Source organism: Alishewanella jeotgali KCTC 22429, assembly GCF_000245735.1.
GTDB lineage: Bacteria > Pseudomonadota > Gammaproteobacteria > Enterobacterales > Alteromonadaceae > Alishewanella > Alishewanella jeotgali.
Map to the genome: position 1 here is coordinate 90,940 of NZ_AHTH01000045.1, position 14,893 is coordinate 105,832.

The window sequence follows — 14,893 nt, forward strand, 5'->3', positions numbered from 1 at the left end:
TCGTGTCTGAGAATCTTTCATTATGGCAAAGTTATCGCCGGGCCTTGTTGCGGCCTGCGGGCGTCCGCAACAAGGCGCTGCTATTGGCACCTTAGCCGGCCATTTTATCTGCCCGGACAAGCGCAGCTGACCAGCGCGCTATTGGATAATGGTCAGCAGCCGTTTCGGTTAATGCAAGGCGCTCAGCAAAAACCCGTACTTAGCGGCGATATTTTACCGATTTAGGCTTTTACAAAAATTGAGCGATTGGCTAACATCGCAGCTATGACCATGACACCCGATGCCCAGCCGCATTTTTGGCAGGTAAGTCCGGATAACCAGACTTACACTGAACTTTGTAACGCTTTATATGAGCGTGAATTACTTCGCCTGTCACAAATTCCGGCCGCAGAACTGCCCAGCTTACCGAAAAGGTTAGCCAGCCTGCCTTTTTACATTCGTCGCGCGGCCAGTGCCATAGTACGCTACCAGCATGAACTGCAGCTGGATAGTCAGAATGCGTCCTGGTATGGCCGTCAGCTGAGTCAATGTCCGGCTAATAAACAACAGGCGGAGCCGATTGCCCGTTTTTATCAGAAAGCGGCCAAGCCAGGTTTAATAGTGCCAGTCTATGTTGAAGAGAAAACGCTGGAACATATTATGCTGGACAGTGTCGATGAGGTAGATGTGCAGCAGCAGCGCTTGCATTGTAATCAACACGGCTGGTTCAGTTTTAGTGGCATGCCACTGGAAGTGAGCAACAGTGACCGCTTTTTACTGAAGCCTGACAAAACGATGATGGCGGCAGCCTGCTGTGGCCATCAGTGGTTAAACCGGCGGAAAACGGAACCACGACTGCTCAGTTTGCGTGAGCTGTTACTTGCCAGCCGTTTAAACTGGCGCAACTTTGCCCGGCCACACACGGCACAGAGCAACTGAGATATCGCTTTGCACGCAAGCCGGCAGTCGGCATAATAGTGAAGGATTAAGCGAAGAACAAACGCATGCGAATTTTAATAGGTTTTTTATTGCTGGTGCTTGCCGCCTTACAATACCGGCTCTGGTTCGGCCAGCTGAGTATTACTGACTATTTACGCCAGCAAGAGGAAATCGCTACCCAACAAGCCAGTAACCAGGAGCTGATCAAACGCAACCGGATGTTGCTGGCAGATGTAAACGACTTGCGGCAGGGGCTGGAGGCGATTGAAGAGCGGGCCCGCAACGAATTGGGACTGATCGCTGCTGACGAAGTCTTCTTCCGGATAATCCCACAGGATCCTTAATGGCAGTACAGGCTTTTCCGGCGATTGCCGCAGTGATCCCGGCCGCTGGCGTCGGGCAGCGCATGCAGGCCGACAAACCGAAACAATATCTGCGTCTGCATGGCAAAACGGTGTTAGAACATAGTGTCAGGCCTTTGCTGGCGCTGGAGGCAGTAACTGCCTGTTATCTGGCACTGAGTGAGCAAGACCCCTATTTTGCCGCCACCGGTTTAACTGATCCGCGCATCGTGCGGGTCAATGGCGGCAGTGAGCGGGTGCATTCGGTGTTCAATGCGCTGCAACAGATTGATGCTGCACGTTACCCCTGGGTGCTGGTGCATGACGCTGCCAGGCCTTTGGTCAGAGTCAGTGATATTCAACTGTTAATTGAGCGTTGTCTGGCAGCCGGACATGGCGGCATTCTGGCGACCCCGGTGCGTGATACCATGAAGCGTGGCCGGCAGCAAGTTAACTGCACGGTAGATCGGACCGATCTCTGGCATGCCCTGACACCGCAATTTTTCCCAACCGCCGCGCTGAGACAAGCTATTGCTGGCGCGCTGGCAGCCGGGGTAGCGGTGACCGATGAAGCCTCGGCGATGGAGTGGGCACAGCAACCGGTATTACTGGTGGAAGGCCATAGTGATAATCTGAAAATTACCCGGCCGGCAGATCTGCAACTGGCGGCCTTTTATCTGGAGCAACCTCGATAATGACAATCCGCATTGGCCACGGCTTTGATGTCCATGCTTTCGGTGGTGAAGGCCCGGTCACCCTCGGGGGCGTACAAATTGACTATCCGCAAGGCCTGATTGCACACTCGGACGGCGATGTTGTGTTACATGCCTTGTCCGATGCGCTGCTGGGCGCACTGGCGCTTGGCGATATTGGGCACCATTTTCCGGATACCGATGCCGCTTTTAAAGGTATCGATAGCCGGATCTTATTACGGCGGGTGTTTGCCGAGGTGCAACAACGTGGCTATCAGATCGGCAATCTCGATCTGACCGTGATGGCGCAGGCCCCGAAGCTGGCACCGCATGTGCACAGCATGCGTGCTTGTATTGCCGCCGATCTGCAGTGTGATATCAGTCAGGTCAATGTAAAGGCGACGACCACCGAAAAGTTAGGCTTTGTTGGCCGCAAAGAGGGGATCGCAGCGGAAGCGGTGGTGTTGTTGTGTCGTCAATAATGCTTACCAGCAACGAGCAGCCCTATCTGTATGCCAAACCAGCAGTGCAGGCGGTGATCCGCACTGAGCCGGCTGACTTTCAGGTGGTAGAAGAGCTGAATTTCGAGCCCAGTGGCAGCGGCGAGCATCTGTTGCTGCAAATTGAGAAAACCGGCCAGAATACTCAGTTTATTGCCCGTGAGCTGGCACGGCTAACCGGTTTGCGGGTGCGGGATATCAGCTATGCCGGTTTAAAAGATCGCCATGCGGTGACCACGCAGTGGTTCTGTTTTAAGTGGCCGATCAAACAAGAGTTGGCCTGGCAAAACTGGCAGCTGGAAGGCTCGCGGATCCTGCAGGTCGTGCGCCACTACCGGAAATTGCGGCTGGGTGCGTTAAAGCGGAACCATTTTAGCCTTAGATTACGGCAGGTGAGCGATAGCGCTGGCCTGCTGGCACGATTGCCACTACTGGCAGAGGGCGTGCCGAACTATTATGGTGAGCAGCGCTTTGGTATTAACGGCGGTAACCTGGCCTTAGCCGAGCGTTTATTTGGCGGCGAGAGTATTCCGGATCGGCAACTGCGAGGTCTGGCCTTGTCAGCCAGCCGGTCTTTTTTGTTTAACCAGGTGATTGCCGGGCGGATCCGGCGCGGTCACTTTGCCCGCTTACTACCGGGTGATGTGGTCCAGCTGGCGGGTTCGGGTTCAATCTTTGTGGTGGATCAGGTTACGCCAGAGCTGGAGCAGCGGCTGAGCGCACAGGATATTCATCTGACCGCGCCTTTAGTCGGCCTGGGTAAAGCCATGGTGACGGCAGAGGCCGCACTATTAGAGCAACAGCTGTTAGCGCCCTGGCAGGCCTGGCAGCAGGCGCTGGAACTGCTCAGGGTTCAGGCTGGCCGGCGCAGTATGCGAGTTATCCCCGAGCAGTTGCAGGCTAGCGTGGAACAGGATGCAGTGGTGCTGCAATTTGCGCTGCCCGCCGGTTGCTTTGCTACCAGTGTACTCAGAGAGTTGGTGGAGTACCGGGATGCGGCACGCGATATCGCACAAATGGAGTCTTAAATGCGAATTTTACTAAGTAACGATGACGGCGTTTATGCCAAAGGGATCCAGGTGCTGCAACAGGCATTAATGCAAATCGCAGAGGTCACAACTGTTGGTCCGGATCGCAATTGTAGCGGCGCTTCCAACTCCCTGACCTTACTTAATCCACTGCGAACCCAGCTGTTGGAAAACGGTTTTATCGCCGTCAATGGCACGCCAACGGATTGCGTGCATCTGGCTATCAGTCAGCTGCTGGATTTTACGCCGGATTTAGTGGTGGCGGGTATTAACCATGGTGCTAATCTCGGCGATGACGTGCTCTACTCCGGTACGGTGGCTGCAGCGACCGAAGGGCGGCACCTGGGCTTACCAGCGATTGCGGTGTCACTGGCCGGACGCGATGAACAGCATTTCGCTACCGCCGCTCATGTTACTGTGCAGGTGATTCAAAAACTAAAGTCGCATCCACTACCTGCAGATCAGATCTTAAATATTAATGTGCCGGCTATTCCGTTAAGTGAACTGAAAGGTATTCAGGTGACCCGGCTGGGACGACGTCATAAAGCTGAAACCATGACCAGCACTACTGATCCCTGGGGACGGAAGATTTACTGGTACGGGTCCCTGGGCCCGGAGCTGGATGCCGGTGAGGGTACGGATTTTTATGCCATTGCCAATGGTTATGCCTCGATTACGCCGCTGCATGTTGATATGTCGGCGTATAAGAGTATGGAAACTCTGGCCAATTGGCTTAATGGGATCAGACTGTAAGATGGCGGTGGTAACGATGCGTAGCGCTCAGGTACTGGCGCAAAAGCTGCAACTGGAAGGCATCAGCGATGCCAGTGTACTGGCTGCTCTGGCGCAAACGCCGCGGCATTTATTCGTTGAGCCGGTGCTGGCGCATAAAGCCTATGAGAATACCGCTTTGCCTATCGGCCAGGGGCAAACGATTTCGCAGCCTTATATTGTTGCCCGGATGACGGAGTTGTTGTTGCAAGGCGGCAGTTCTGGCAAGGTGCTGGAAATTGGTACCGGCTCTGGTTATCAAACTGCCATTCTGGCCAGATTATTCACTCATGTCTGCTCGGTAGAGCGTATTAAAGCGCTGCAGTTTCAGGCTAAGCGGCGTTTACAACAACTTGATTTGCATAATGTGTCGATGAAACATGGCGATGGCTGGCAAGGTTGGCCAAGCAAGGGGCCGTTTGACAGTATTATCGTTACCGCGGCACCGGTGGAAGTACCGCAGGCTTTGCTACAACAGTTGACCGACGGCGGCCGTTTGGTGATTCCGGTCGGTAGTGAGCAGCAAGTGTTGCGAGTCTACCAGCGGCATGGTGATGAGTTTCAAAGCCAGGATATTGAAACAGTGCGCTTTGTACCTTTAGTACCAGGCGAATTAGCATAAAACGAGGTTAGGGCTAACATGCAGTATTTACAATGGATTATTAAAGGGATGGCGATGGGGGCTGCGGATGTGGTGCCCGGCGTTTCCGGCGGCACTCTGGCATTTATCCTCGGTATCTATGAACGTTTACTGGGGGCGATCAGTTCGGTAAACCTGACAGCATTACAATTGTTACTGCGTGGTCAGTGGCGGGCATGCTGGCGACACATAGATGGCACTTTTTTACTTTGCTTATTCGGTGGGGTGCTGGTCAGTATTTTTTCATTAGCGACCGTGATTAGCTGGTTGCTCGAGCACCGTCCTGTCCCCTTATGGGCCTTTTTTAATGGCTTGATTCTTGCCGCTTTGCCCTTACTGCTGCGGGCAGTGCGCTGGTCTGCGTTACGCGCACTGTTATTTGGCGTTGGCATTGTGCTGGCACTGCTGGTTGGGATGTTGGCACCCGTGAGTTTTACTCCGGCAACCTGGATGTTTTTTGTCGCTGGCGCGGTCGCCATTTGTGCCATGATCCTGCCGGGTATTTCGGGTAGCTTTATTCTGCTGATTTCCGGCATGTATGCCCCGGTGCTACTGGCGGTGCGGGAGTTGCAACTGGCTATACTATTGCTGTTTTTGCTGGGTTGTATCAGTGGCTTACTTGGCTTCTCCCGCTTTTTAAACTGGTTACTGAAACATTATCATGACGCCACCCTGGCACTGTTAACCGGTGTGGTAGTCGGGGCCATGTACCGGTTGTGGCCCTGGCAAAGTGCGACTAGCATGTATACGCCTGGCGGTTATGCCGCGACCTTCGGCCAGCATGACTTGCTATTGGCAACGGCTTGTTTTCTGGTAGCTATTCTCGTTATGCTGTTACTGCTTAACCTGGAAAAATTGCTGACGGGTGCTAAAACGGTCAGCACGGGCAACGCTGTTGAGCGCAGCAAGGAGTAACTTATCGTTGTCAGCAGCCTGGGAATCGTAATGCCCTCTCATCTGGCAGATAGTGCTATTTGCCGGGTGTTGCTGCTTTTACTCTGCATTTTACTCACCGGCTGCGCCGGCAAGTCCGCACCGGCGCCTGTGACTACGCTGGAGATCCGTCAGCAATCGGCGGCACAACAGCAACGTACCCAGCTTAGCGGTAACCAGTATGTGGTGCAGCGTGGTGATACGTTATTTTCCATCGCCTTTCGCGCCGGCCAGGATTACCGGACCCTGGCCAGCCGCAATGGTATAGCTGCACCTTACACCATTTATCCCGGGCAAATACTCCGTTTACAAGGTACTGGCGGCCAAGCTGTTGCCGCTAGCGGAACAAATACCCCAGCCAGCCGCCCAGCCACTACGACCAGTGCTAAATCAGTTGCAGCTAATCAGCAAACGGGTTATGGTCAAGCAAGTACGCCTCTTCGCACGCCGCCGCCGGCGGTTGGTCGGGTTAGCTGGCAGTGGCCGATCCGCGGGCCAATTTTAGCGCGCTTCTCGACCGCGGAGAGTGGGATTAAAGGGATCCAAATCGGTGGTCGTGATGGCAGCCGGATCAATGCTGCCGCGGATGGGCAAGTGGTATACGCCGGTAATGCGTTACGTGGCTATGGTAACTTAATTATCATCAAACATAACGACGATTACCTGAGCGCCTATGCGCACAACAAGCGGATCCTGGTGAAGGAGCGGCAGGAAGTGAAAGCGGGTCAACAAATTGCGGAGATGGGAGAAACCGACGCTGCCTCTACCCGCTTGCATTTTGAAATCCGTTTTCGTGGCCAGTCGGTCGATCCGCTGCGGTACTTGCCAAAATAGTATACAAATTATTAAAAATAATATTAACATGTGGCATGGATGCGCCGCAGCGGTTTTGAAGCGCTTTAGTTCGGAGTAGATGGATATGACAGCAAAAGACAATGACCTGACTGAATTTAAAGAAGATGAGATAAACGAAGAGAGTTTACTCAGTGATGATGATTTGGATCCGGAATTGCTCGAGCTGTCCGCAGACGAAACGGTGCCTGAAGATCTCTTTGTGCGGGATGACAGCCAGAAAACGCTGGACGCCACGCAAATTTACCTCGGTGAAATCGGCTTCTCGCCACTGTTAAGTGCCGAAGAAGAAGTTTACTTTGCCCGACTGGCCTTAAAGGGCGACCAGGCCGCCAGAAAGCGGATGATTGAAAGTAACCTGCGGCTGGTAGTGAAAATTGCCCGTCGCTATATCAACCGTGGTTTAGCCTTGTTGGATCTGATTGAAGAGGGCAACCTTGGCTTAATCCGCGCGGTAGAAAAATTCGACCCCGAGCGCGGTTTTCGGTTTTCGACTTACGCCACCTGGTGGATCCGCCAGACCATCGAACGCGCGATAATGAACCAAACGCGAACCATCCGCTTACCTATACATGTGGTTAAAGAGCTCAATATTTATCTGCGCGCTGCCCGCGAATTATCACAAAAGCTGGATCACGAGCCGACGCCGGAAGAAATCGCTGCTGCGCTGGATAAGCCGGTAGAAGAAGTTCGTAAGATGCTGAAGTTAAATGAAAAAATTACTTCAGTCGATACGCCGGTTGCCGGTGCCTCGGAAAAGCAGCTATTAGATGTACTGGCCGATGAAAAGGAACTCGGACCCGAGCTGGAATTACAGGATCAGGATATCCGCCAGCATTTGGTGGTTTGGTTACAGGAATTAAATCCAAAACAGCGCGAAGTCTTGGCCAGGCGCTTTGGATTGCTGGGCTATGAACCCTCAACACTGGAAGATGTGGGGCATGAAATTGGTCTGACCCGAGAGCGGGTGCGGCAAATTCAGGTTGAGGCGCTGCGTCGGTTACGGGAAATCGTCACCCATCAGGGGTTAAATATCGAGACGCTGTTTCAGGAATAAGCGGTTTTATCATCTATCGCAAAACGCCCCGCCAGGGGCGTTTTCATTTATAACAGCCTGCCCAAGAACCCGGTACTATTGATGTTTTGTCCCGTCTGTCGGATTGCGCGCAGCCAGTCAGCGGGATGAGCGATTCAAAGCCCAGATTGCTGCCAGAGCTAGCCGACGAGCAGAGCCGGCTGAGTGAGATAGAAAATCTGAGGCGCTCCGGAGTCAACGACACTGATCGTACTGGTTGTGGCAAGCCGCAGCTGTGTCAAATCGACATCCGATAGAACTTAACTTGATTATAGGTTCGTTTAAAAGAACCATTTGTTGAAAATGTATAAATTTAGTTTATTTAGTGATTTGTTTTGGTTTATTATTAATTTTTTTTAAAATGTTTGCTTTGCGGATTTCTTAATGTATAAATATGCACTTATCTTACTAACAATTCTATCTACAGCACATGCATCTAGCTTACCCGACTCAATGGTGGAAAACTCCCCTACCCCGCATGTACAGGCTATCTATAATGATTTAAGTGTTGTCGGTGCTACTTCAGGTGCATTTAGAGTAGATGAAAGCGGCGCGGCAACTTACAGCTTACCGTTGCAATTACCTAGGGGTATTGCCGGAAATACACCAGAGCTCTCGCTCAATTATCATTCTCAAGCCGGAAATGGGCTATTAGGGATAGGTTGGTCTATAGGTGGTTTGTCAAGAATAGATCGTTGCCGCCAAACGCCTGTACAGGACGGTGCATTCAGGGCTGTAACTTTGTCAAAAGACGATAGATTTTGTCTGGACGGACAGCGTTTGATGGTAGTGACGGGTATTTATGGAGCTCCAAATAGTGTTTATGCGACTGAAATTGACAGTCAAGTCAGAGTGACTGCTTTAGGTGGCAGTTTCGGGCATCCTGATCACTTTGAAGTTCGCCGTGCAGATGGCTCCATCAGCTTTTATGGTAAAACCCTTGATAGCCGATTTTTAACTTCTACGGGAAATCGCATACTCAGCTGGAGCTTAAGCGAGGTAACAGATCAGATTTCAGCTAATAGCAATCGAATACATTATCATTACAGCTCAGTGTCTGGAGAGCAATTAATAGATAAAGTTACTTACAGTGGTAACACTGTTACTTTTGAGTATGTTTACTCATTACGGCAGGACATCCCTAAAGCATTTATATTTGACAGAATGGTAATGCCCTCGGCGCTTTTAACCGGAATTAATGTTAGAAACCACGCAAATGTAAATACGTACAGCATCCAGCTTGAACACGATAATGCACCCTCATCAGGCCACAAGCGGTTAAAGTCTATTACAGAATGTGGTCTTAGTAATCGTTGCTTAAAACCGTTAATTTTAAATTGGTATGAATCATCAGGTGCCTCCATAGGCTTTCAATTGTCAGCCGCATTTTCAAGAAATATTTCTACCACAGAGCAGTTGATTTTTAGTCAACTAGCAGACATGAATGGAGATGGATTTACAGACTGGGTATATGCAACTAAAAGCGGTGACCAGTATAAAGTTTTTGTAATGTATGGTAATGGCATCAGTATGTCATCGGCACAACAGGTTTTTAGTTTCAGCATTGCCCAATCTATATTTGACAATATGATGAAACCAGCCGGTATGGAAGTATTAAAGCTGGTTGATATTAATGGCGATGGTAAAACCGATTTTTTGTTTTTTGAAGTTAACACACAGCGTGCAGTTTGGAGTGCGCGACTAAACCAATTTAATGGTACTTCAATAACAACAGATTATTACAGTGCGATATCTACAGATATAGCTATTGCACTTCATGATTTTAATGGTAATGGTTTACCTGACTTGTTAACCCACAATGGGATACGCTACAACACCAGTAAAGAGTATAGTTATAGTGGCACTTCTCTATTTGGTCAATTAAACGCTGTTTGCTACCGTAAACCCGGAGTATCTGACCCTATTAATACTCAATGCGGCTCAACAAGAATGAATTTTGGCTTTGCGCTAACTACGAGCCAGGCTTACGATTTAAACCATGATGGATTAAATGATCTTGTTATCGAGGCGCAAGATAAAGCGGTATATTTGCCTAATACCTATTGGGCAGTATTTGATGCAAAGATTAATGATGCAAATCAACTTGAATTTATGTTACGAGATACCTTGGGCGGTGAGCAAACGATAGGGAATGATTTAAAAAAGCTTTATGTCCTAGATATGAATAATGATGGTCAATCTGACTACCTTTATCATGACTACAATCGTTGGCATATAGCGTATAACAGCCAGTCTGTGCCTAAAATTCAAACGTTGGCGTTGAGTCAGCAACTTCCTAACCCTGACGACATGCATTTTATGCAATTCCTTGATTTAACAGGCTCCGGTGTGCCAGATATAGTTTATTATCACAATGGCTGGAAGATGTTAACTTACCCTTTCACATCTGGGCCAATTTCTGTTGCAGGGCCGACGATAAATACCACCACAGATAGTGCGCAGTTTGTTGATATGCGTGGAAACGGTAAACCTGCGCTTGTTGTTACAGATTTTGTCAATAAAAGAATAAGATGGTTTGATTTTGGTGTTGAGACTGAAACTTACCCGCCATGTTATCCCCATTGCTTACCCTGTACTGTAGGACCTTGTGACAATATTCAGGCGCAGCACATGCTCCTTGATGAGATGAGTCAGATACAAAGTAATCCATCCGTAAGCAATTCGCTGCAAGATAAAATTAAAGCCTTTACTACAGGTCATCAGTTAACAACGTCAATAAGTTATGGCTTTCTTAATAACACCGCTTTACAGGATGAACCGTATCAGAATCAAAGTTTCACCTCTACGCCTGGCTCTTATGTATTTAAGTTAAATGGTGCTATACCCGTTGTTTCAAAGGTGTTATCAGATACAGGGCAGGGTATTACAGGTGTAGCTTATCAATATGGTGAAGCCTTTGTTCAATCTGGTGGTAGAGGTTTTCTTGGATTTAGTAGTCTGGTTACTGTTGATTTGCAGTCTGGTGTAAAAACCAGGACACGCTACAGACTAGGTTTCCCGTACATTGGTTTACCAATGACCACTGAGCAGTGGTCGGGAAATGTGTTGCTGAGCGAATCACGTAACGTATACAGCCAGCTACCGCTTAATGGCAGCAAGACGGTATTCCCTTATGCTCATGCATCTTTTGAAGATAACTATCAGTTAAATACTAACAATACTAGCACGCTGATAAGTCAGATTAAAACAGAACAACAATATGTTGCAGTATCTGATAGCTACGTAGAACTGCGTGAAATGAGAGTGTATACCAAGGATGTAGTACACAATATTATGCGGCAAGTACTCACCGTTAATAGTTATCAACAAGATAATCTTTCCAGGTGGCTAATAAACCGCCTTACCCGCAGTACCGTAACTCATCAGCAAGGAACAGGCAGTATCAGCCTTGGTGTGGCCAGTATCAACCCTGATCCGACTAAAACTGTCGTAAGAACTTCGACTTTTAGCTATAACGGCAATGGCCAATTGGTAGAGGAGGTTATTGAGCCAGAGGGTAATAATGAGGTTTACCTAAAAACAGTACATAGCTATGACGCGGTAGGAAATCGGACAGATAGTACCGTTTGTAGCAAACATTACATAACGAATTGTGGTGTTAGTGCTCAACAGAATTTAGGTGAAAGAATTTATCGTAGTAGCACTGTTCTGTTTGATAATGATCGGCGGTACGTTACCTCTCTAGTTCAAAACGGTGTTGAGGTAGCAAAATATTCAAATTTCAATGCGCTGGGACAAGCGCAAAGTGTGACAGAAAACGGCATAGTTAGCATTCGCCGATTTAATGCCTTTGGACAGCCAGTATTTGAGCGCACACAAACTATTGCCGGTGCAGCAACGGGACAATATCGTATTATCCGCCGTAGTTATATCCGTAGCGCAGTCAATTTGCCTGCGAATGCACCATCGGGGGTTTGGTATGAGCAAGTCGAGCAAGGTGGTGAACCATTAAGTTGGTCGGTGTATGATGCAGCTGGCAGAGTCCTAGCCAGCATAACACAGGGTTTCAATAGTGGTGAGTTCCGCTTTCAGCTAGCGCAATACGATGAGTTAGGGCGGGTTACACACCAGTCTCAACCGGGCGACAACCCGAGTTCTCTGCATTGGAATGTTACCGAGTTCGACAATCTTAGCCGGATAAAGCAGGTTACAGCAGCAGATGGCACTCTTACCAGCTTTAACTACAGTGGAGCCAGTACTACTCAAACAGTGACTAATTTCTGGGCCAACGCTATTGGCCAAAGCAAAACGACTACTAAAAATGCATTTGGTGAGCTGCTGCGGGTGGTGGATGCTGCTGGTACGTTAAGATATGAGTACGATGCCGCAGGTAATCTGTTAAAAGCCACTGGTGTTGATAGCCATAGCATGGTACAGGCTTATAACAGTCGTGGTTTTAAAAAGAGCATGCAGGATCCTGATAGTGGCAACTGGCTTTACAGCTACAATGCTCTGGGTGAATTGATTAGCCAGACAGATCCCCGTAACCATATCACCCTTAGCTACTACGACGCTTTTGGCCGTAAATATAACGAAGAGATACGACATGGTCAAAGTTTACTTAGAAGCGTTAGCTGGGGGTTTAGCGATGGCATACATGCGGTTCGTGGCTTGTTAACAAGTGAAACGGTCACTGGTGCAGAGGCGGTAAACATTAGTAAGTTATTTGATTATGACTCATTTGGCCGGCTAAAAGACAGTGTAATGTTTATTGATGGTGAAACCCTAACCGAGAGCTTTACATATGACCAGTTCGGTCGTGTTTTTCAACAGTTTGACGCTAGTGGTGATAATTTTGGTCAACAATTTGAATATCAAAATGGTTACGTCAAAGCCATATGGGAAGCCCGCTATGGTCGTAGCAGCCCTAATAGTGTGCGTTATCAACTTTTTGAGGCAATGGACGCGTACGGCAATGTTACTCAAAGTCGGGCCGGTAACGGCAGGTCACACTGGCGCAGCTATGATACAAAAACTGGTCTGATAAACAGTATTACCACCTCTGGCCAGCTGCAGCAGTGGACTTATCAGTTTGATGGTTTGGGAAACCTACGAAATCGTAAAGATGCTTTACATCGGATGCGTGCTGCCAAATATCCTTATCAAATGCAAACACTTGACGAGTATTTTGAGTACGACATGCTCAACCGTTTAACAGAGGTGCGTTTGGGGAGTATCACAAGTTTATGGTTGGAATATGCCAATAATGGCAATATACGTTACAAATCAGATGTGCGATGGGACGCAGGTTTTGGGGGCACATTACCGCCTTCAGATCCGCCAGAAGACGGCATTAGTCCTCCTCCTGAAGAGGGCACTTGGACATTGATGGGGACGACTGAGTTCTCTAGAAGCGCATCTGAGTACAAATACGGCATACGGCCCAACCAGTGCAACCGGACAGCCGGGCCAAGGGCGGTAAGCCAAATCGGCACCCAAAGTTATTGTTATGATACGATGGGAAATCAAACGCGTCAGTATAGTGATGGTACTTTGGTGCGGCAAATTGATTATGGTGCTATAGGCAAACCCAGCCGAATTCGTAGCTATAACACCGATGTCGCTAATAACAGCTCACCGGGTGACAGTTTTTACACTTACGATGGCAGCCGTAATCTGGTTAAGCGGCATGTAACCGAGCAGGGCAGCACCAAAATCTTTTATCAGCATGGTGGGGTAGAGCTGATAATTGAGGGCAGTGAACGGCGCTTCCGCCGCACCTTTGCCAATGCCATTGTCGAGCGTAGCGGCAATAGCATTACCACCAGCTATGTGTACACCGACCATTTGGGCAGTGTCGATGTTATAACCAATGCTGCCGGCCAGCTGCTGGAAAAACTGAGTTTTGATGCCTTTGGTAAAAGGCGGCAGGTGTATACGGCTGCCCATGTCCCGGTGGCGTTAAGCCTGGCCTCGATACTGAACAAAACCAGCAGGGGCTTTACCGGGCATTTACAGGTAGACCATGCCAGCATAGTGCATATGGGCGGGCGGATTTATGACAGCCATATTGGTCGCTTCTTGCAAGCTGACCCGTTCGTACAGTCACCATCCAACAGCCAGAACTTTAACCGCTATAGTTATGTGCTGAATAATCCGCTTAGTTATACCGACCCTAGTGGTTATTTGTTCAAGAAGCTTTGGAAAGAGATTAAGCCTTTTGTTGGTGCTATAGTTGCAGTGGTGGGGACTATAGTTTGCCCTGCTTGTTCACCAATGCTGATAGGTGCCTTAGCCGGGGCGGCTGGTGCAGCCGCCAATGGCGGTAATATCCTCAAAGGTGCAGTGATGGGGGCATTTAGTGCACACACCTTTGGTGCTGTAGGCCAGCAATGGGCGGCCGGTACTTTTGCAAATGTGATGGGTAATGCGGTGGCTGGCGGCTTAATGAATAGCCTGCAAGGTGGTAAGTTTGGCCATGGCTTCTGGGCAGCAGGCTTTAGTGCTTCGTTTAAACCCGGTATTAATAAAATAGGCGGTGGTGAGGCCGCTTTTGCCGGACACCGCATCGCCGCTGCCGCTGTTATAGGAGGCACAGCATCAAAGATAAGTGGTGGTAAATTTGCCAATGGTGCTGTTACCGGGGCGTTTTCTCAGGCGTTTAATGGGGAAGAGCAACTTAAACGCGAAAATGCCCAATATTGGAGCAGAGTCGAACGGGCAGCACGATATGAAATAAAAAGGCTTGATGGAATGGATTTGAACACGGAAGCAGGTAGGGAGGCTTTTAAAACCTACTTGAGGCTGCATGGCTGGAGCGGGAGCCTACATGCTACGCCAATAGATCCTGAATTCAATCAATTGTCTAGGATGAAGCTTGGTTTGCGCAGTGATTTTGTAGCATTGGCTGCCGATGCTCAAAGTTATATTGTAAGAGGTACTGCAGCACCCTCTTCCTCAAGTAATATTGCAACTGGAGCAACTGTTGGTTCGTCAACTGCAAGTGATATTGGTGGAACGTTAGGCCGCACATCTTCGAAAATACTCGGCCCTGTAGGTAATCTGTTGGGGTTACATAGCTACACAAGTCAATTACACTCGGGTCCCGTAAATTATTCTTTGACGATGAGTTGTGTAGGCACCAGCTGCGGTTTAGACGATATATGGATTGGGAAGTAAAAA

11 protein-coding genes are annotated in these 14,893 nt (G+C 49.0%); all 11 read left to right on the forward strand.

The window, feature by feature from the left end:
- The first annotated feature begins 264 nt into the window (after nt 1-264).
- Nucleotides 265-918 (forward strand): hypothetical protein, encoded by a 654-nt coding sequence (locus AJE_RS13405; RefSeq protein ID WP_008607265.1) that lies wholly within the window; start codon nt 265-267, stop codon nt 916-918.
- A gap of 65 nt (nt 919-983) precedes the next feature.
- A complete protein-coding gene (ftsB, locus tag AJE_RS13410; protein WP_008607266.1) occupies nt 984-1,262 on the forward strand; it encodes a cell division protein FtsB in 279 nt (92 codons plus the stop codon).
- Complete coding sequence (gene ispD, locus AJE_RS13415; protein ID WP_008607267.1) at nt 1,262-1,954, forward strand: 2-C-methyl-D-erythritol 4-phosphate cytidylyltransferase; 693 nt, start codon at nt 1,262-1,264, stop codon at nt 1,952-1,954. Before ftsB ends, ispD begins: the two co-directional genes overlap by 1 nt.
- Nucleotides 1,954-2,433 (forward strand): 2-C-methyl-D-erythritol 2,4-cyclodiphosphate synthase, encoded by a 480-nt coding sequence (gene ispF, locus AJE_RS13420; RefSeq protein WP_008607268.1) that lies wholly within the window; start codon nt 1,954-1,956, stop codon nt 2,431-2,433. The genes ispD and ispF overlap by 1 nt, the downstream gene beginning before the upstream one ends.
- Complete coding sequence (gene truD, locus AJE_RS13425) at nt 2,421-3,479, forward strand: tRNA pseudouridine(13) synthase TruD (RefSeq protein ID WP_237709361.1); 1,059 nt, start codon at nt 2,421-2,423, stop codon at nt 3,477-3,479. Before ispF ends, truD begins: the two co-directional genes overlap by 13 nt.
- Nucleotides 3,480-4,232 carry a 5'/3'-nucleotidase SurE gene (surE, locus tag AJE_RS13430; RefSeq protein ID WP_008607270.1) on the forward strand — a complete coding sequence of 251 codons (753 nt, stop codon included), beginning with the start codon at nt 3,480-3,482 and terminating at the stop codon, nt 4,230-4,232. It begins immediately after the preceding gene.
- 1 nt (nt 4,233) lies between these two features.
- Nucleotides 4,234-4,872, forward strand: a complete 639-nt coding sequence (locus AJE_RS13435) for a protein-L-isoaspartate(D-aspartate) O-methyltransferase (protein ID WP_008607271.1) — start codon at nt 4,234-4,236, stop codon at nt 4,870-4,872.
- Between the two features lie 18 nt (nt 4,873-4,890).
- A complete protein-coding gene (locus AJE_RS13440; protein WP_008951311.1) occupies nt 4,891-5,805 on the forward strand; it encodes a DUF368 domain-containing protein in 915 nt (304 codons plus the stop codon).
- 30 nt (nt 5,806-5,835) lie between these two features.
- Entirely contained in the window at nt 5,836-6,657 is an 822-nt protein-coding gene (locus AJE_RS13445) for a peptidoglycan DD-metalloendopeptidase family protein (RefSeq protein WP_008951312.1), read from the forward strand.
- Between the two features lie 85 nt (nt 6,658-6,742).
- Nucleotides 6,743-7,732: an RNA polymerase sigma factor RpoS gene (gene rpoS, locus AJE_RS13450; protein WP_008951313.1), complete on the forward strand. Its 990-nt coding sequence runs from the start codon at nt 6,743-6,745 to the stop codon at nt 7,730-7,732.
- A gap of 402 nt (nt 7,733-8,134) precedes the next feature.
- Nucleotides 8,135-14,890 (forward strand): FG-GAP-like repeat-containing protein, encoded by a 6,756-nt coding sequence (locus tag AJE_RS13455; protein WP_083835114.1) that lies wholly within the window; start codon nt 8,135-8,137, stop codon nt 14,888-14,890.
- Nucleotides 14,891-14,893: the final 3 nt, after the last annotated feature.